21 protein-coding genes and 3 tRNA genes are annotated in these 17,120 nt (G+C 73.0%); 17 read left to right on the top strand and 7 right to left on the bottom strand.

Annotated elements, in window-relative coordinates; genetic code table 11:
• The first annotated feature begins 13 nt into the window (after nt 1-13).
• The 4 genes from FB474_RS15115 to FB474_RS15100 all read left to right on the top strand — a co-directional run bounded on the left by FB474_RS15115 (nt 14) and on the right by FB474_RS15100 (nt 4,088).
• Nucleotides 14-487: a hypothetical protein gene (locus FB474_RS15115; protein ID WP_141789394.1), complete on the top strand. Its 474-nt coding sequence runs from the start codon at nt 14-16 to the stop codon at nt 485-487.
• Complete coding sequence (locus FB474_RS15110; RefSeq protein WP_141789393.1) at nt 487-2,430, top strand: copper resistance CopC/CopD family protein; 1,944 nt, start codon at nt 487-489, stop codon at nt 2,428-2,430. The genes FB474_RS15115 and FB474_RS15110 overlap by 1 nt, the downstream gene beginning before the upstream one ends.
• A gap of 4 nt (nt 2,431-2,434) precedes the next feature.
• Complete coding sequence (locus FB474_RS21365; RefSeq protein WP_141789392.1) at nt 2,435-3,757, top strand: lytic murein transglycosylase; 1,323 nt, start codon at nt 2,435-2,437, stop codon at nt 3,755-3,757.
• Nucleotides 3,758-3,842: 85 nt separating this feature from the next.
• The gene (locus tag FB474_RS15100; protein ID WP_141789391.1) at nt 3,843-4,088 is read left to right on the top strand and encodes a hypothetical protein; all 246 of its coding nucleotides are present in this window, start codon (nt 3,843-3,845) and stop codon (nt 4,086-4,088) included.
• Between the two features lie 3 nt (nt 4,089-4,091).
• On the opposite strand, the gene FB474_RS15095 is transcribed toward FB474_RS15100, so the two are convergent.
• Together FB474_RS15095 and FB474_RS15090 are read right to left on the bottom strand one after the other, a co-directional pair.
• The gene (locus FB474_RS15095) at nt 4,092-4,670 is read right to left on the bottom strand and encodes an MFS transporter (protein ID WP_141789390.1); all 579 of its coding nucleotides are present in this window, start codon (nt 4,668-4,670) and stop codon (nt 4,092-4,094) included.
• 63 nt (nt 4,671-4,733) lie between these two features.
• Nucleotides 4,734-5,813, bottom strand: a complete 1,080-nt coding sequence (locus FB474_RS15090) for a MerR family DNA-binding transcriptional regulator (RefSeq protein WP_246092213.1) — start codon at nt 5,811-5,813, stop codon at nt 4,734-4,736.
• A gap of 99 nt (nt 5,814-5,912) precedes the next feature.
• Here FB474_RS15090 and FB474_RS15085 point away from each other — a divergent pair, with 99 nt between their 5' ends.
• On the top strand, nt 5,913-6,119 hold the full coding sequence (locus FB474_RS15085) for a hypothetical protein (RefSeq protein WP_141789388.1): 207 nt from the start codon (nt 5,913-5,915) through the stop codon (nt 6,117-6,119).
• A 46-nt stretch (nt 6,120-6,165) separates the two neighbouring features.
• On the opposite strand, the gene FB474_RS15080 is transcribed toward FB474_RS15085, so the two are convergent.
• Nucleotides 6,166-7,272 (bottom strand): right-handed parallel beta-helix repeat-containing protein, encoded by a 1,107-nt coding sequence (locus tag FB474_RS15080; protein WP_141789387.1) that lies wholly within the window; start codon nt 7,270-7,272, stop codon nt 6,166-6,168.
• 216 nt (nt 7,273-7,488) lie between these two features.
• Between FB474_RS15080 and FB474_RS15075 the strand changes: the two genes are divergently transcribed.
• The 6 genes from FB474_RS15075 (at nt 7,489) to FB474_RS15050 (ending at nt 10,012) form a co-directional block, all read left to right on the top strand.
• Nucleotides 7,489-7,561, top strand: a tRNA-Thr gene (locus FB474_RS15075).
• 56 nt (nt 7,562-7,617) lie between these two features.
• Nucleotides 7,618-7,694: transfer RNA gene (locus FB474_RS15070), tRNA-Met, on the top strand.
• A 112-nt stretch (nt 7,695-7,806) separates the two neighbouring features.
• The gene (gene rpmG, locus FB474_RS15065; RefSeq protein ID WP_141789386.1) at nt 7,807-7,977 is read left to right on the top strand and encodes a 50S ribosomal protein L33; all 171 of its coding nucleotides are present in this window, start codon (nt 7,807-7,809) and stop codon (nt 7,975-7,977) included.
• A gap of 91 nt (nt 7,978-8,068) precedes the next feature.
• On the top strand, nt 8,069-8,515 hold the full coding sequence (locus FB474_RS15060; RefSeq protein WP_141789385.1) for an FAS1-like dehydratase domain-containing protein: 447 nt from the start codon (nt 8,069-8,071) through the stop codon (nt 8,513-8,515).
• Nucleotides 8,515-8,937 (top strand): MaoC family dehydratase, encoded by a 423-nt coding sequence (locus tag FB474_RS15055; protein WP_141789384.1) that lies wholly within the window; start codon nt 8,515-8,517, stop codon nt 8,935-8,937. Before FB474_RS15060 ends, FB474_RS15055 begins: the two co-directional genes overlap by 1 nt.
• A gap of 4 nt (nt 8,938-8,941) precedes the next feature.
• On the top strand, nt 8,942-10,012 hold the full coding sequence (locus FB474_RS15050) for a UDP-N-acetylmuramate dehydrogenase (RefSeq protein ID WP_141789383.1): 1,071 nt from the start codon (nt 8,942-8,944) through the stop codon (nt 10,010-10,012).
• Between the two features lie 29 nt (nt 10,013-10,041).
• Here the strand turns inward: FB474_RS15050 and FB474_RS15045 are convergent, their stop codons facing one another.
• From FB474_RS15045 to FB474_RS15030, 4 genes are all read right to left on the bottom strand, one after another.
• Nucleotides 10,042-10,437 carry a PPOX class F420-dependent oxidoreductase gene (locus FB474_RS15045; RefSeq protein ID WP_141789382.1) on the bottom strand — a complete coding sequence of 132 codons (396 nt, stop codon included), beginning with the start codon at nt 10,435-10,437 and terminating at the stop codon, nt 10,042-10,044.
• 32 nt (nt 10,438-10,469) lie between these two features.
• On the bottom strand, nt 10,470-11,519 hold the full coding sequence (locus tag FB474_RS15040; RefSeq protein WP_141789381.1) for an adenosine deaminase: 1,050 nt from the start codon (nt 11,517-11,519) through the stop codon (nt 10,470-10,472).
• A 63-nt stretch (nt 11,520-11,582) separates the two neighbouring features.
• Complete coding sequence (locus FB474_RS15035; RefSeq protein WP_141789380.1) at nt 11,583-12,041, bottom strand: DUF5709 domain-containing protein; 459 nt, start codon at nt 12,039-12,041, stop codon at nt 11,583-11,585.
• A gap of 103 nt (nt 12,042-12,144) precedes the next feature.
• Nucleotides 12,145-13,374, bottom strand: a complete 1,230-nt coding sequence (locus FB474_RS15030) for a pyridoxal phosphate-dependent aminotransferase (protein ID WP_246092212.1) — start codon at nt 13,372-13,374, stop codon at nt 12,145-12,147.
• Between the two features lie 229 nt (nt 13,375-13,603).
• On the opposite strand from FB474_RS15030, the gene FB474_RS15025 reads away from it, so the two are divergent.
• The 6 genes from FB474_RS15025 to FB474_RS15000 all read left to right on the top strand — a co-directional run bounded on the left by FB474_RS15025 (nt 13,604) and on the right by FB474_RS15000 (nt 17,105).
• Nucleotides 13,604-13,676, top strand: a tRNA-Trp gene (locus FB474_RS15025).
• 99 nt (nt 13,677-13,775) lie between these two features.
• A complete protein-coding gene (secE, locus tag FB474_RS15020; RefSeq protein WP_246092211.1) occupies nt 13,776-14,039 on the top strand; it encodes a preprotein translocase subunit SecE in 264 nt (87 codons plus the stop codon).
• A 77-nt stretch (nt 14,040-14,116) separates the two neighbouring features.
• On the top strand, nt 14,117-14,896 hold the full coding sequence (nusG, locus tag FB474_RS15015) for a transcription termination/antitermination protein NusG (protein WP_141789378.1): 780 nt from the start codon (nt 14,117-14,119) through the stop codon (nt 14,894-14,896).
• 83 nt (nt 14,897-14,979) lie between these two features.
• Entirely contained in the window at nt 14,980-15,414 is a 435-nt protein-coding gene (gene rplK, locus FB474_RS15010) for a 50S ribosomal protein L11 (RefSeq protein WP_141789377.1), read from the top strand.
• 152 nt (nt 15,415-15,566) lie between these two features.
• Entirely contained in the window at nt 15,567-16,286 is a 720-nt protein-coding gene (gene rplA, locus FB474_RS15005; RefSeq protein ID WP_246092210.1) for a 50S ribosomal protein L1, read from the top strand.
• 15 nt (nt 16,287-16,301) lie between these two features.
• Nucleotides 16,302-17,105, top strand: coding sequence for an SCO4651 family lipoprotein (locus FB474_RS15000; protein ID WP_141789375.1), 804 nt, complete (start codon nt 16,302-16,304; stop codon nt 17,103-17,105).
• The last annotated feature ends 15 nt before the right edge of the window (nt 17,106-17,120 follow it).

The raw sequence follows: 17,120 nt of genomic DNA, 5'->3' as shown, positions 1-17,120 counted from the left end.
AAAGGGGAGTCCCATGACCGTGCAGACCCTGGCGGCCCGCCGTGACGTGACCATCGCAGCCCGCGCGCTCGTCGTCGCCGTGGTCCTCGCGCTCGCGGCGGTGGTGACCGGCAACCTGCTCGGCGACCGTGCCGAGGCCAGCCGGATGCGCATGCCGCAGAGCGCGGCCATGGAGCAGGCGCTCGGCGTCCGCTTCTCGCGGATCGCGGTGGTCGGCGACGGCGGCCTGATCACGCTCAGCTATGTCGTGCTCGATGCGGAGAAGGCATCCCGCTTCCAGTCCGACGTCGCCCACCCGCCGACCCTTCGCAGCGAGGCCCGCCAGGGCAGCACCCACCGGGTCTCGCTGATGAAGCAGGGACACACGCTGCGCCCGGGGCAGACCTACTACCTGGTCTTCGAGAACACCGCGGGGGCACTGCACCCCGGCGAGCTCGCGACCATCGACGACGGCGCGCTGCACCTGCCGCACGTCCCGGTGCTGTGATGGCGACCGGGCGCCGGACCAGCGTGCGGCTCCGGCTGGCGGCGGCTGCCCTGCTCGCGGTGACGGCCGGGTTGGTGCTGCCCTCGGGGGCAGCGCAGGCCCACGCCTTCCTGGCCTCGAGCAACCCCGGTGACGGGCAGGTCCTCCCGGTCGCGCCGCGCCAGCTCACCCTGGAGTTCAGCGAGCACGTCGAGCTGGCCTCCACCCGCATCGAGCTGTCCCGGGGCAGCGAGGCGCCGGTCGCGCTGACCGGGCTGCGGCTGGTCACCAGCGGCGGGGGCGACAGCGCCGCGGGTGTCGAGGACACCGAGGAGCCGGTGCAGGTTGCGGCCGCGCTGCCGCCGCTGGAGCGCGGCACCTACCGCATCTCCTGGGAGACGCTGTCCAGCGACGACCTGCACCGCACGAGCGGCGACCTGGTGTTCGGCGTCCAGGAGGCGGTGGCCGCCACCGCCTTCTCCGAGCCGGCGCCGCGTCCGGAGGAGGCCGCGATGCGCTGGGCTGTCCTGCTCGGGCTGGCCCTGTGCCTGGGTGGCCGGCTGGCCCGGTGGGTCCTCGGGCGTGCCCGGCCGGCCGCCGGCCCGTGGGCCGCAGCCGGCTGTGACCGGTATGCCGTGTGGGGCGCTGTCGGCGCGTCGCTGGCCTCGGTGGCCCTGCTGGTCGACCAGCTCGCCCCGACCGGGCTGCGGCTCGACGGCCTGCTCGCGGGAGGCTACGGCCTCCGCTGGGCGGTCCGCGGTGCCGGGCTGCTCCTGTTGGTGGGGGCCACATGGACCGGCCGGACCCGGCCGTCACAGACCACCTCCCGGGGTCTGCTGGCGGCCGGGACCGGCCTCGCCTGCGTCGGGACCGCCCTGTTGGGGCACTCCGGCGCCGGTGCCGCGGTGAGCCCGACCCGCGTGGTCGCGACAGCCGCCCACCTGGCCGGCGGCCTGACGTGGGCCGGAGCCCTGGCGGTCCTGTCCGCCGTGGTGGTCCGCGGGCATCGGGCAGGCCGGCTGTCCGGAGCGGACGTGCGGGCCGCCCTGCGTGCGTTCGGGATCCCGGCGGCGGCGTGCGTGAGCGTGGTGGCCGTGACCGGGCTCTACCTGAGCAGCCAGGTGGTCGGCTCGGTCGACGCCCTGGTCCTGACCGTCTACGGCAGGACCCTGCTGCTCAAGGTCGTGGCCGCCGGGCTGGCCGGCGTCCTCGCCCTGGCGAACACCGTGCGGTTGCACGGCCGCGGGTCGAGGGCCCGTCAGGTGCCGGCGCGCGCCGTGCTGGCCGAGGCCGGCGTGGCCCTGACGATCCTGGCGCTGACGGCCGTGCTCACGAGCGGGCAGCCAGCCCTGGAGCCCCAGCTGGTCCGCCCCCCGGCGCAGCCGTCGTCGGTCGCTGTGGACCAGCAGGTCGGCGACCTGCAGGAGGCACTGGCGGTCCGACCCAACCGACCCGGCCCGGCCGTGGCGCTGGTCGACGTCTTCGACGCCCGGCGGCCCTCCCCGGGGCCTGTGCGCTCGGTCGAGGTGAGCCTGGTCGGACCCACCGGCCAGCCGCCTCAGCGGGTGGCCGCCCAGCCCATCGGTGGCGGCCGGTGGTCGGCCCCGCTGGACCTGCGCGATCCGGGACGGTTGCGCCTGGAGGTGACCGTGCGCCGCGCCGGGATGGGCGCGACGACCGCCACCTTCCCCTGGACTGTCGGGCGGGTACCGCTCCCCACCCGCCCGACAACCCTGTCCACCGCGCCCTTGGGACCAGCGCTGGTGGACGCCGCGGCCGGCGCCGCCCTCCTGGTGCTGCTGGCGTGGTCGGTCCTGCTGTGGCGCCGGCGCGCGGCCCGCGGGCCGGCCCGGGTGTCCCGCCCGGCGGCGGCCGCGGCCCCAAGCCCGACGTCACCGGCCCGAGACGCCGAGCTCGTCGGTGCGCTGCCCGACCGTGGCGTCCCGACCGGAACGGGGCGCTGAGCCGATGCGGCGCCGCTGGCCCGGGAGCCGGCAGCTCGCGCTCTGGGCGGCGACGGTGCTGGTGCTGGGCGCCGGCACCGACCGTGAGGTGGTGCTGGGGCTGTCGGCTTCGCCGCCGCCGCGGGCAGGCGCTCCCGCCGCGGCGCCGTTGGAGGGGTTGGCCGTTCCAGGGGCCACCTGGGGGATGGCGCCCGGGGCCGGTTTCGTCGGTGCGCCGGCGACCCGGCCCCAGACCCGCCGGGCCGCCCTCCCGGTCCAGCCCGCGTCGTGGTCGGAGCCCACTGGGGGACCAGCGCTGCCCGCGCGGCTGCTGGCGGCCTACCGGCGAGCCGTGGCGACGGCGCCACCCGGGTGCCACCTGCCGGTGACGCTGCTGGAGGCCGTGGGCCAGGTCGAGTCGGGGTCCCTCACCGGCCGGTCCGTCGACGCCGACGGCCGGGTCCGCCCCGCCGTGGTCGGCCCGGTGCTCGACGGCGCCGGCTTCGCCGCGATCCGCGACACCGACGGCGGCCGCTGGGACGGCGACCCGATCTGGGACCGGGCGGTCGGGCCCATGCAGTTCATCCCGGGCACCTGGCTGCGGGCCGGTGTCGACGCCGACGGCGACGGTCGTGCCGACCCCCAGGACGTGGACGACGCGGCCGCGGCTGCGGCGGCGTACCTGTGCAGCCACGGGCGTGACCTCGCCCGTGCCGCGGACCTACGTGCCGCGGTCCTCGCCTACAACCACTCCGGGGACTACCTGACGACCGTGCTCGGGTGGATGCGCACCTTCGGCGAGCACGGGGTGTCGGTGGTGTGGCAACCCGAGCCGCTGTCCCCGCCCGTCGCCGCCGGACCGGCCCGGCAGGCAGCGACCTCAGCCTCCGCGACGCCGCAGCCCTCCACGACAGGGTCGTCCGGCCCAGCCACCACTCCCGGGCGGTCGACCACCCCCGGCGGGACGCCCACCGGGAGCCCCACAGGTGACCCGGGTGGAACACCAACTGGCACGCCCAGCTCCGGGACGGGTGACGCGTCGACCTGCCAGCCGACCCCGACCGCCGACCCGACCGGACCGGGCGACCTCACCGGACCGGGCGACACGCCGGCTCCGGTGCCCACGCCGACCGAGGCGCCGGTGACCGCCCCCGCGGCCGCGCCCACCACGGTCCCGGATGGGGACGCCCCGACGCCCACGGTCACGGACCCGTGCCCGACGAGCACGCCCATGCCGACCGGCACGCCGGCTCCCGCCGACGGGTCGACGGCTGCAGGTCTGCCCACTCCCGCGAACGCACCGACCTCGGGAGCCGCACCCGTCGAGCCCACCGGCGCCGGGACCTGACGCCGTTGCCGTGACACGGGTTCGGGTGCACGGTGGTCCCACGGAGGCCGCGGCACCGCGACCTCCCCGTCCCCGAGGAGAGGTCATGGAGGTCGACCAGGAGGTCCACGACCGCGCACAGCTGGAGATCCAGTCGGTGATCAACAAGGTCGCCGCGGCCCAGCTCAACCACCCCATGCTCGAGATCGAGACCGCCCTGGAGCGCCAGCTCAGGGCGGCCGGCCACTGGCCCCAGCCCAGGCCGTGGCTGCGCGCGGTGGCGATGGAGCTTGCCGACGGCCGGGTCTACATCGTCACCAAGCACGCCTGGGCGGACCCGCACGGGCACTGAGCCTCAGCTCGCCGGCCGCCGCTGCTGCAGCAGCAGGACGCCGGCCGCGGCCGTACCCGCCGCGCAGGTCGTCGTGGCCGCGCCGGCCCCCGCCCACGCGGCCAGGGAACCGAGCAGGGGCATGGCGACCACCAGCGGCGCGGCCTGGACCAGCACCAGCAGTGACTGCACCCGCGCCAGGTGCGTGCGTGGGGCGCTGCCGAGCAGGATCGGTCCCACCCGCGAGGTGAACAGCGCGGTCCCCACCCCCTGGACCAGGGCGCCGACCACGGCCACGCCCTCCCAGGGCGACCAGGCCACGCCCAGGATCCCGCTGCCCGCGACGAGCAGCCCCGAGCCCGCGACCAGCATGGGCTGTCCGGATGCCCCGCGACGGGCCACGAGCAGGGTGACGGACAGGGCACCGGCGACGGTGGCGCCGACGAGGACGCCACCGGTCACCGCCGACCAGCCGTGGGCACGGGCGAGGAGCGGGACGCACAGTGACGACACCGGCAGCAGGAACGTGGCCACCAGGGAGACCGAGCCGAGTGCGGCGCGCAGGGTCGGCGCCCCCCAGGCCAGCCCCAGGTCGTCGGCCACCTGGTGCCACAGCGGTCCGGCGGCGGGCGACGGCGGCGCGCGGCTCCCCGAGGGTGACGGTCCTCATCCGTGGTGGTCGAGCCGGTAGGGCATGACCAGGGTGGTGAACGTGCCCTGGTCGGCCGAGCGCACCAGCACGGGGCGGTTGGGTTCCGAGAGCTCCAGCATCACCTCGGGACCGACGCTGGCCTCCAGCGCCGCCCGCAGGAGGGGCGGCGCGAAGCCGACGCGCATCGGACCGCCGACGACCACCGCGTCGAGCCGCAGGCCGGGCGGGTCGAGCGCGAAGTGGCCCTCGCGCAGCTCGAGCACGACCACCTCGGGCAGGTCCTCCTCCAGGGCGCTGCGCAGGCGCTCGCGGGCCACCATGGCGCGGACCGTCGCCGCGGGCACCCCGTCGAGGATCGCCTGGTATGCCGGGAAGTCGCCTTCGCGGGTCGCCAGCCGGCGCGACCCCCCTTCGCCCTCGGCGGTGATCCGGTCGCCCTCCAGGGTCAGGGTGACCTCGGTCTGGGGCCGGGCCCAGCCGGCCAGGTCGACGAGGTCAGGGACGGGCACCAGTGCCCGCCCCGCGGTGTCGTTGCCCGCACGGGGATGCAGCGTGCGGACCGACAGCCGGTAGCGGTCGCTCGCGACCAGCCGCACCTCGCCCGCGTCGACCTCGAGCAGGGCGCACCGCAGGACCTCGTCGAGGGCGGGGTCCTCACCGGGCAGCGTGACGCGGTCGGCGGCGGCCGCGGCGGGGGCCACCTGCCGCACGGCGCTGGCCAGCTCCGGGCCGGACAGGGTGAAACGGCACGGGCGCTGCCCGCCGTGCAGGTCGGTCAGGGCGTCGGTCACCGCCCGGCGGGTCAGTGCCGCCTTGCCCTCCACGGCCGCCAGGTGGTCCTCCAGCAGGCGGGTGGCCTCCTCCGGCGATCCGTCGAGCACGGCCCGCGCCGAGACGAGGGGGAGGTCCACCACCCGCAGCTCCGCGAGGAGCCGCGCCCGCGGCTCCTGCGACACGGCATACCAGCGGTATCCGCTGCCGGGGTCCACCCGGGCGGGGTGCAGCAGGCCGCAGTCGTCGTAGAAGCGCAAGGCGCTCGGGGTCAGGCCGACGAGGTGGGCGAAGGCGCCGATGCTCAGCTCCGGTGAGGTCACGGCGGCCATCGTGGACCTTCAGGTTGCTTGAAGGTCAACCGTTTCCCGACCTCGGCGCGGGGGCGGTGGCGACCGTCGGCCACGGGATACCGTCGCGGCATGGACCTCTACATCGCGGTGAGCCCTGTCCCGGAGCACGGTCACTGGCAGGCCGCGCTGGTGCCGCCGGCCGAGGCGTCCGACCCCACGAGGGCGGTTCGGGACATCACGACCCGGGCCGACATCACGGCCCTGCAGCAGGAATGGAACGTCTCCGAGGTGCGCTACGCCGACGAGATGGAGCCGGAGGACATCCCGGCAGGCTGACCCCGCCGGGATGCCCGGCGGGGTCAGGGTGGTCAGGCCGCCGCTGTTACTGGTGGCACCAGCCCAGGTTGTCGGGGATGGCCTTGGCACAGTCGTTGCCGCGGACCACGTTGCCCGAGCCGGTCCTGTCCCAGAGGATGTCGGCCGGGACGTTGCGGTGGGCGTCGTTGCCGGCGACGGTGTTGTTCGTCGGGTCCGTGCCGTGCATCGACTTCGTCGAGACGATCGCGATCCCGCCCGAGCCCAGGGTCGGGCCTCCGGGCTTGTTGTTGTTGACGGTGTTGTCGCGGACCACGCTGTCGTGCACCCCCGCCAGCAGGATGCCGAGGCCCGAGAGCGCCGGACCGTCCTCGCCGGCCGGGCATGCCTTGTCGTTGGCCCAGGCGGTGTTGCCGGTGATGCGGTAGTCACCGGCCGGGATGTCGTACGGCGCCTCGCCGCCGGTGTTGAGGGCCATGACGCCGACGCAGTTGCCCCAGACGTGGTTGTCGCGGGCGGTGAGCCCGGTGCTGTCGCGCAGGAAGATGCCGAAGTTGCTGTGGTCGCTCCAGCTGTCCCGAACCACGCTGTCCCCGTTGGGGGAGTCACCCAGGTAGAGCCCGGCCTCGCCGTCCCACGACGCCGAGTCGTGGGCGAACAGCGAGTGGGTGGACGCGAACCGGGCGATGCCGTACTGGCCGTTGTGGTCCGACCGGACGTGTGTCACCGACAGGTGGTCGGTGTTGAAGCCGACCACGCCGATCCCCGAGAACCCGGTGAGGCGCAGGTCGGACACCGAGGCGTCCTTGAGCCGGTCGGAGAAGATGGGGTTGAACGTGGAGTCGGTCGCGCCGAACAGGCAGAGCCCGTGGACCCCGCCCATGACGGTGCAGCCGGCCTTGCTCGACGGCGGCCGCACGGTGGTCTTGTCCCAGCCTGCGCCGCGGATCGTCAGCGACTTCGTGATCGTGACGCTGTCGTGGAACGTGCCCGCCTTGAGCAGCAGGGTGTCCCCGTCGTGGGCCTGGGCCACGGCGGCGGCGATGGTGCCGGTGCCGGGGTGGACGGTCCACGTGTGGTGGTCGCTGCCGCCGGCCCGGGCGGGCGCGGCGAGCAGCGCGGAGGCAATGGCGGTGACCCCTGCGACCAGGGTCACGCGATACCGATGGCGCATGGCTCCCCCTTCACGATGGAGTCGATGAGTGGCCGAGTGGCCGGTTCCGGTCTATGCCCGTGACTCCGTGACGCGCTCCACCAAAGGGGGCATCACCGCGCTACGTCGGGACCGTCCGAAGGGGTGACACCGCCGCGGGGGCGCCGATTTCAGGTCCGGGGCCGGGAACGTGTACTCTCGGCGACGCAAAGCCGGGCGGCGACAGCCGTTCGACTTGCCCCAATAGCTCAGTCGGCAGAGCGTTTCCATGGTAAGGAAAAGGTCTAGGGTTCGATTCCCTATTGGGGCTCAGTCCGGGTCCGGCGGCCGTCCCTCGGGGCGGCCGACCGGGTCACCGGAACCCCTGGCGGGGTAGCTCAGGTGGTCAGAGCACACGGCTCATAATCGTGGTGTCGCGGGTTCAAGTCCCGCCCCCGCTACCAGCGTGATTTCGGGATCTAGCTCGGGATCGCGTACTCTGGTGCGTCGTTGCGCGCTCGCTGCGCACGCGCCCTACCCGTAGTTCTTCCGTGAGTTTCGAGAGCAGGTTGCCCCGTGGCCAGCAAGAGCACCGACGTCCGCCCCAAGATCACGATGGCGTGCGTGGACTGCAAGGAGCGCAACTACATCACCAAGAAGAACCGCCGCAACGACCCTGACCGTCTGGAGCTGGCGAAGTTCTGCCCCCGCTGCGGCAAGCACACGCAGCACCGCGAGACCCGCTGAGGTCACGCCACACGGCATACCGGCCGCCCCCGCACGCGCTGCGGGGGCGGCCGTTTTTCGTGCCCGTGCGGGCTCCCCTAGGGTGGTCGCCATGGCCGTGAACGCGAGTTTCGCCGGGCGCACCTACCCGGCCACCGCCCCGTATGCCGTGGGCCGGGAGAAGATCCGGGAGTTCGCCGAGGCGGTGGGTGCGGTCGACCCCGTGCACACCGACGCCGAGGAGGCGCGGGCGCGCGGCTACCGCGACGTCATCGCCCCGCCGACGTTCGCCGTGCTCATCGCCCAGCAGTGCGACAGGCAGCTCATCGTCGACCCCGAGGCGGGCATCGACTTCAGCCGGGTCGTGCACGGCGAGCAGAAGTTCGCCCACCACCGGCCGATCACCGCCGGCGACGAGATCGTCGGGGAGCTGCACGTCGACACCGTCCGCGAGGCCGGCGGCCACGCCATGGTCACCACCCGCACGGAGCTGTCCACGACCGAGGGGGAGCGGGTCTGCACCGCCACCTCGACCATCGTGATCCGGGGAGGCGAGTGATGGCCCTGTCCGTCGCCGACGTCCAGGCGGGCCAGGCGCTGCCCGGCCGCACCGTCCACATCACCCGCGCCACCCTCGTGCAGTACGCCGGGGCGTCGCTGGACCGCAACCCGATCCACTGGGACGAGCGCTTCGCCACCTCGGTCGGGCTGCCCGACGTCATCGCCCACGGCATGTTCACCATGGCCGCCGCCGTCAACGTCGTCAGCGACTGGGTCGGTGACGCCGGCCGGGTCGTCGACTACGGCGTGCGCTTCACCCGGCCGGTCGTCGTGCCGCACGACACCGGGGCCGACGTCGAGGTCACCGGCGTCGTGAAGTCCGTCGACGAGGAGGCCAAGCGGGCCACCGTCGAGCTGACCGCGACCTGCAACGGCGAGAAGGTCCTGGGCCGCGCCCTGGCCGTCGTCGCCCTGGACTGACCGGATGCGCGAGGAGCACGACGCCCCGCTGGCCGACCTGACCACCATGCGGGTGGGCGGTCCCGCCGCCCGGCTGGTGACCGTGACCACGACCGACGAGCTGGTCGACGCGGTCCGTGAGGTCGACGACGCCGACGAGCCCCTGCTGGTCGTCTCCGGCGGGTCCAACCTGCTCATCGCCGACGAGGGTTTCGCCGGCACGGTGGTGCGGGTGGCCACCTCCGGCATCACCGTCGAGTCCGCCGACCAGTGCGGTGGCGCGACCGTGCGCGTGGCCGCCGGAGAGGTCTGGGACGACGTCGTCGTCCGCGCGGTCGACGAGGGCTGGGCCGGCGTCGAGGCGCTGTCCGGCATCCCCGGCTGCGCCGGCGCCACCCCGATCCAGAACGTCGGCGCCTACGGCCAGGAGGTCGCCCAGACCATCGCCCAGGTGCGGGTCTGGGACCGCCGGGAGCAGCAGGTGCGCACCTTCGCCAACGCCGACTGCGCCTTCACCTACCGCCACAGCCTGTTCAAGGCGACCTCCCGCTACGTCGTCCTCGACGTGGTGTTCCAGCTGCGCGTCGGCACGATGTCCGAGCCGGTCGGCTACGCCGCGCTGGCGCAGGGCCTTGGCGTCGCGGAGGGGGAGCGGGTGCCGCTCGCCGACGCGCGCGCGGCCGTGCTCGAGCAGCGTCGTCGTCGCGGCATGGTCCTCGACCCCGCCGACCACGACACGTGGAGCTGCGGGTCGTTCTTCACCAACCCGGTCCTGTCGCCCCAGGCGTATGCCGCGCTGCAGGACCGCGCGCGGGGCCGCCTCGGTGCCGAGGCGGCGCCGCCGGAGTTCCCCGCCCCGGACGGCATGGTCAAGACCAGTGCCGCGTGGCTCATCGACAAGGCCGGCTTCGCCAAGGGGCACGGGCTTCCCGGCCCGGCAGCCCTGTCGACCAAGCACACCCTGGCGCTGACCAACCGCGGTGGCGCCAAGGCTGGGGACGTCCTGGCGCTGGCGCGCGAGGTCCGTGACGGGGTGCAGGACGCCTTCGGTGTCACGCTCGTCAACGAGCCCGTCCTGGTGGGGCTCACCCTCTAGCCGGCACCCGGCATACCGGCTCGTGCCGGTCAGCCGACGTTGCGCGCGGCCCTGGCCGCGCTGTCCCCGATCCCGAAGCTGATCACCCGGCGGGGCCGGATGCGGATGACCTCGCGGGAGAAGTACGGCGCCGGCGGGTCGACGTCGGTGAGCGCCTCCGCCTCGCCCCGGACCTCCAGGCAGCGCACCACCCAAGGCGTGACCGAGGCGATGTCGTCGACGACGAAGGCGACCTGCGGGTGGGTCTGCACGTTGCGGAACTTGCGGCTCGCCCCCATCCGCCGGCCCGGGATGTCGATGGTCCCGTCCGCGTTGACGTGGAACGACACCGGGCTGTTCTGCAGGTCGCCGCCGGGCGCCATGGTCGCCAGCCGGCCGAGCCGCTGCGACGCGAGGTAGGCCAGCTCCTCAGGGGTGAAGGTCATGCCTCATCGTCGGAGGTGAACTGCACTTGACGTCAAGGGCGCGGACCGTCCGGCAGCGGCGACGACGCCAGCCACGTGTCGACGTCGGCGAGCAGGGCCGCCTTCGTGCCGGCGGGCGCGCGCGACCCCCGGATCGACCCTCGGGCCAGCTCGGCCAGCTCGGCGTCGGTGAACCCGTGCACCTCCCGCGCGGTCTCGTACTGCGCGGCGAGCCGCGAGCCGAACAGCAGCGGGTCGTCGGCCCCCAGGGCGACCTGCACCCCGGCCGAGACCAGCTCCCGCAGCGGCACCGCCGAGTCCTCGGTGTAGACGCCGAGCGCCACGTTGCTGCCCGGGCACACCTCGAGGGTCGTGCCGCCCGCGGCGACCCGCTCGAGCACCGCCGGGTCCTGCACGCTCTGCACCCCGTGCCCGATCCGGTCGGGCCGCAACGTGTCCAGCGTCTCGGCCACCGCGGACGCCCCGAGCAGCTCCCCGCCATGGGGCACCGACGCCAGCCCGGCCCGGCGGGCGATCGCGAACGCCGGGGCGAACTCCGCGGTCACCCCACGCCGCTCGTCGTTGCTCAGCCCGAAGCCGACCACCGTGCCCGCCCCGTCCCCGGCGTACCGCGCCGCCAGCCGGGCCAGGGTCCGGGCGTCGAGGGGGTGCCGGATCCGGCTGGCCGCGACGACGACGGCCACCGCCGTGCCCGTCTCGGCCGAGGTCTTGGCCGCCTCGTCGAGCACGATCTCCAGCGTCGGGGTGATCCCGCCCAGGTGCACGGCGTAGGAGGTCGGGTCGACCTGGATCTCCAGCCACCGCGAGCCCTCGGCGGCGTCGTCCTCGCCGGCCTCGCGCACGATCCGGCGCATGTCCGCCTCGTCACGCACACAGGCCCGGGCCATGTCGTAGAGCCGCTGGAAGCGGAACCAGCCCCGCTCGTCGGTGGCGCGCAGCCGGGGAGGCCAGCCCGAGGTCAGCGCCTCGGGCAGCGAGATGCCGTGCTTGGCGGCCAGCTCCAGCAGCGTGGACAGGCGCATCGACCCGGTGAAGTGCAGGTGCAGGTGCGCTTTCGGGAGCCGGTCGACCGGTCGGTGCATGCGCGACAGTGTGTCAGCCCCGGCTGGTGGCCACCCCCGGGATCGGTCAGCCCGCGGTGCCGCTCACTCCTCGACGACGTGCATCGCGGCCTCCTCGGCCGAGGCGCCGGCACCGTCGATGCCGACGTCGCCGCCCCACAGCTCGGACTCCTCGTCCTCGTGGACGCCCTCGTCCGGGTCGACCAGCCGGCCGGCCCGGCGGTCGCCCACCTCGCCGTCGTCGAGGAACTCGTCCTCCTCGCGCGGGGCGTCCGGGTCCTCCTCGCGGTCCTCGAGCGGGTCGTCGAAGGCGGCTGACGGGTCCGGCTCCTCCTGGCGCATGCGCTGCTCGAGGCTCTCGCCCTGGTGCTGCTCCGAGGCGGTTGTCCCGAAGGCGTTGACGCCCCGGGGCCGCTCCGGCGGTGACCAGCCCTCGTCGAGGATGTCCTCCACGCCGCGGTACCGGTCGTCGAGCGTGTCACCCGGCTGCAGCTGGGTCTCGTCGTCGACGCTGTACTCGTCGTAGGACTCGTTGTCGCTCATGCACCGAGCCTGCCACGCCACCGGCCGCCCCGCGAGGGACCGAGGACCCACATGACCGCGGCCCGCCCCCCGGGTTCGGGGACGGGCCGCTGTCGGCGGTGCGTCAGTGCGCCTCGGCGAGCAGCTTCTGGATCCGGCCGACGCCCTCGGTGAGGTCGGCGTCCCCGAGCGCGTAGGACAGGCGCAGGTAGCCGCTGGGCCCGAACGCCTCGCCCGGCACCACGGCCACTTCGACCTCGTCGAGGATCAGCTCGGCCAGCTCGACCGAGGTGGTCGGCACCTTGCCGCGGATCGTCTTGCCGAGCACGCCCTTGACCGAGGGGTAGACGTAGAACGCGCCCTGCGGCGTGGGGCAGTCGACACCGGGGATCTCGTTGAGCATGTCGACGATGGTGCGGCGGCGCCGGTCGAAGGCCACCTTCATCTCCTCGACCGCGTCCAGCGAGCCGTTGAGCGCGGCGATGGCAGCGCGCTGGGACACGTTGGACACGTTGGACGTGGCATGGGACTGCAGGTTGGTCGCGGCCTTGACGACGTCCTTGGGCCCGATCATCCAGCCCACCCGCCAGCCGGTCATGGCGTAGGTCTTGGCGACCCCGTTGAGGACGACGCAGGCGTCGGCCAGGCCGGGCACCTCCACCGGCATCGACGCCGAGCGCACCCCGTCGTAGGTCAGGTGCTCGTAGATCTCGTCGGTGACGACCCAGATGCCGTGCGCGAGGGCCCACTCGCCGATCGCGCGGACCTGCTCGGGCGAGTAGACGGCCCCGGTCGGGTTGGAGGGGGAGCAGAACAGCAGCACCTTGGTCTGCGGGGTGCGTGCGGCCTCGAGCTGCTCGACGGTGACGAGGTAGCCCTGGTCCTCGCCGGCGAACACCTCGATCGGCGTGCCCCCGGCGAGCTTGATCGCCTCGGGGTAGGTGGTCCAGTACGGCGCCGGCAGCAGCACCTCGTCGCCCGGGTCGAGCAGCGTGGCGAAGGTGTTGTAGACGGCCTGCTTGCCGCCGTTGGTGACGAGCACCTGCTCGGGGGTCACGGCATACCCGCTGTCGCGCGCGGTCTTGGCGACGATGGCCTTCTTCAGGTCCGGGAGCCCGCCGCCCGGCGTGTAGCGGTGGTTGGCGGGGTCGTGGGCGGCGGCGACCGCGGCCTCGACGATGTAGTCCGGCGTCGGGAAGTCCGGCTCCCCGGCACCGAACCCGATGACGGGCCGGCCCTCGGCCTTGAGCGCCTTGGCCTTGGCGTCGACGGCGAGCGTGGCGGACTCGGCGATGGCGCCGATGCGCCGGGAGATGCGGCGGGCGGGGACGGTGTGGGCAGCTGACTCGGTCACGCACATCATGGTCCCAGACCTGCTGTAGGCCGTGCCATGGCGTCCGCGCTCCGGTCGCCCGTCGCTGTGCGGCAGAAGAAAAACGTGCCCCGGGGTCGAGACCACCCCCACCGGTCGGGCACAATGGTCGGGCATCACCGCGAGTTCGCTTTGGGCCCCGTCCCTCGCGTATGCTCGCCCCTTGGGTGGTTGACGACAACCATGCTGACGCATGCCCGATACCACCCGTAGGGCAGTGGCTCAATTGGTAGAGCACCGGTCTCCAAAACCGGCGGTTGGGGGTTCGAGTCCCTCCTGCCCTGCGTCGTAGATGCCGATGACGTTCGGCGTCGGCATCCCAGCCAGGAGTGCCGGCGCCGAAGGTCACAGGTCAGCAACCGAGAAGAGGACCAGTGACGAACGTGAGCACGGCCGACACCCGCGGCTCCGGCCGCCGCGGCGGGTCGTCCCGCAAGCGCGGCAACGTTGTCACGCGTCTCTTCCGTGCCGTCGGGCTGTTCGTCAGCCAGATCCTCGACGAGCTGCGCAAGGTCGTCCGGCCCACCCGCCACGAGCTGCTCACCTACACCAGCGTCGTCATCGTGTTCGTCGTCGCGGTCATGCTCTACGTGTCCGTGCTCGACTTCGGGTTCGGCAAGCTGATCCTGTGGGTGTTCGGCAGCTAGTCCGTCCCGGCCGGTTCCCGGCCCACGGCCGCCTCTCGGCGGCCGACAGACCAGAGTTACGGAAGTAGGTCACCAGCGTGTCCGACCAGTGGAGCTCCGAGGCGCCGCGCGAGAGCGGTGCCGACGTCGACGTCGTCGAGACCTCTGTCGAGGAGGCGGCTGCGCCGGAGGCCGGCGACGTCGTCGCCGAGACCCCCGAGGCTGTCGAGACCCCCGAGGCGACCGAGGCCGCTGAGCCGACCGAGTCCGCCGACCCGGTCAAGGAGTTCAAGGACGCCCTGCGCCGCCAGGAGGGTGACTGGTACGTCATCCACTCGTACGCGGGCTACGAGAACCGCGTGAAGACCAACCTCGAGACGCGCGTGACCAGCCTCAACATGGAGCCCTACATCTTCCAGGTGGAGGTCCCCATGGAGGAGGTCACCGAGATCAAGAACGGCCAGCGCAAGCTGGTCCGTCGCGTCCGGATGCCTGGCTACGTCCTCGTCCGCATGGACCTCACCGACGAGAGCTGGGGCGCCGTGCGCCACACCCCGGGTGTCACCGGCTTCGTCGGCCACACCCACCAGCCGGTGCCGCTGAGCCTCGACGAGGTCTTCACCATGCTGGCGCCCAACCTCGAGACCAAGGAAGAGGCGGCCGCCCCCGGCAAGGCCGGCGCCAAGAAGACCGCCGACATCAAGGTCGTCGACTTCGAGGTCGGCGAGTCCGTCACCGTCATGGAGGGTCCGTTCGAGACCCTGCCTGCCACGATCTCCGAGATCAACGCCGAGTCGCAGAAGCTCAAGGTGCTGGTCTCGATCTTCGGCCGGGAGACCCCGGTCGAGCTGTCGTTCAACCAGGTCGCCAAGATCTGACCGGACGACGTCCGTCCGCGGACGCTGCAACCGGGTCATCGCCCACGGCGTAGGCCCACACCACAAGAAAAGGACCCCCAAGCATGCCTCCCAAGAAGAAGAAGGTCTCCGGCTTCATCAAGCTGCAGATCCAGGCCGGTGCTGCCACGCCCGCGCCGCCCGTGGGCCCGGCCCTCGGTCAGCACGGCGTCAACATCATGGAGTTCGTCAAGGCGTACAACGCTGCGACGGAGTCCCAGCGCGGCAACGTCATCCCGGTCGAGATCACGGTCTACGAGGACCGGTCCTTCACCTTCGTCACGAAGACCCCGCCGGCCGCCGAGCTGATCAAGAAGGCCGCCGGCGTGGCCAAGGGCTCCGGCGAGCCGCACAAGACCAAGGTCGCCAAGCTCACCGCTGACCAGGTCCGCGAGATCGCCCAGCAGAAGATGGAAGACCTCAACGCCAACGACATCGACGCCGCGAGCAAGATCATCGCAGGCACCGCCCGCTCCATGGGCATCACCGTCGAGGGCTGACCAGGCTTGAGCGGGCCCGTCCCGCTCGAACCACCGGTATGCCGGTGAGCCCACCTCCCCGAGGTGGGCCCCGGCAGGCCGACAGTGGCAGGGCCACGCGCTGGCCCGAGGACCACGACTCCACCACCACCACGAAACACACAGGAGCAGAAGTGAAGCGCAGCAAGTCCTACCGCGCCGCCGTCGAGAAGATCGACGCCGGCAAGCTCTACGCACCGCTCGAGGCCGTGCGCCTGGCCAAGGACACCTCCACCACCAAGTACGACGCGACCGTCGAGGTTGCCATGCGCCTGGGCGTCGACCCGCGCAAGGCCGACCAGATGGTCCGTGGCACCGTGAACCTCCCGCACGGCACCGGCAAGACGGCCCGGGTCCTGGTCTTCGCCACCGGCGAGCGTGCGGAGCAGGCCACCGCGGCCGGCGCCGACTACGTCGGCTCTGATGAGCTGCTCGACAAGGTCGCCGGCGGCTGGCTCGACTTCGACTCCGTCGTCGCCACCCCCGACCTCATGGGCAAGGTCGGTCGCCTGGGCAAGGTCCTCGGTCCCCGCGGCCTCATGCCCAACCCGAAGACCGGCACGGTGACCATGGACGTCGCCAAGGCAGTCTCCGACATCAAGGGCGGCAAGATCGAGTTCCGCGTCGACAAGCACGCCAACCTGCACTTCATCATCGGCAAGTCCTCGTTCGACGAGGCCAAGCTGGTGGAGAACTACGGTGCGGCCCTCGAGGAGATCCTGCGACTCAAGCCGTCCGCGGCCAAGGGTCGTTACATCCAGAAGGCGACGCTGACCACGACGATGGGCCCCGGCATCCCGCTGGACCCCAACCGCACCCGCAACCTGCTGGCTGAGGACGAGGCTGGCCAGTAATTGGCTGATCGTTCCGTGTTCTTCCATCGAAGCCGCGCCGGGCTCCCCGGCGCGGCTTCGGTCGTTGCCGCCCTCGTGCTGGGCCTGGGCGTGGCCGCCTGCGACCACTCGCCTCCCGTCCCGCAGCACTCGGCGGGCCAGCGCGTGGCCGCCGGTCCGCTGTTCGGCGACATGGTCAAGCGGATCGAGTCCCGGCGCGCGGTGCACTTCTCCAGCCAGGGGCCGACCGGCACCGGGTCCGGGGACATCGTCATCGACGGCGCGAAGTCGCGTCTGTCCTTCTCGGGGGACCAGAACGGCGAGAGCACCGAGCTGCGCGTCTTCGGCGACTCGGTCTACATCTCCGACACCTCCCAGCCGGGCAAGAAGTGGCTGCGGCTCTCGGCCACGGGTGGCGACCAGCTCTCGGCGATGATGGCGCCGGTGGTCGCGGTCATCACCGCCTCGCTCAACCCGGCCAACCAGGTGCGCCTGTATGCCGGTGCGGCGCCGTTCACGACGGTCGGCGCCGAGCGGGTGGGGGACCGGCAGACCACCCACTACAGGGGCAGCATCGAGGCGGCGGCGATGCTTCCGCTCCTGCCCGCCGAGGTCCAGGCGCAGGTGCGCGACCGCCTCACCGGCTCCGTCGCGGTCGAGGTCTGGATCGACCAGGACGGCCTGCCGGCCCGGATCAGCTCCACGAAGCCGGGGGAGGGGCCGACGGTCACGACCTACACCCGCTGGGGCCAGGACGTCGACGTCACCCGGCCGGCACAGGACGAGGTCGCCGACCCGCCCCGGCTCCCGCCCCAGCCCTCGGCCTCTTCCGGCGGGTAACGGACATATCCGACG

Origin of the sequence: Oryzihumus leptocrescens, from assembly GCF_006716205.1 — a bacterium.
GTDB lineage: Bacteria > Actinomycetota > Actinomycetes > Actinomycetales > Dermatophilaceae > Oryzihumus > Oryzihumus leptocrescens.
The sequence above is the reverse complement of the archived record's forward strand: the minus strand, read 5'-3'. Positions and strand labels throughout refer to the sequence as shown.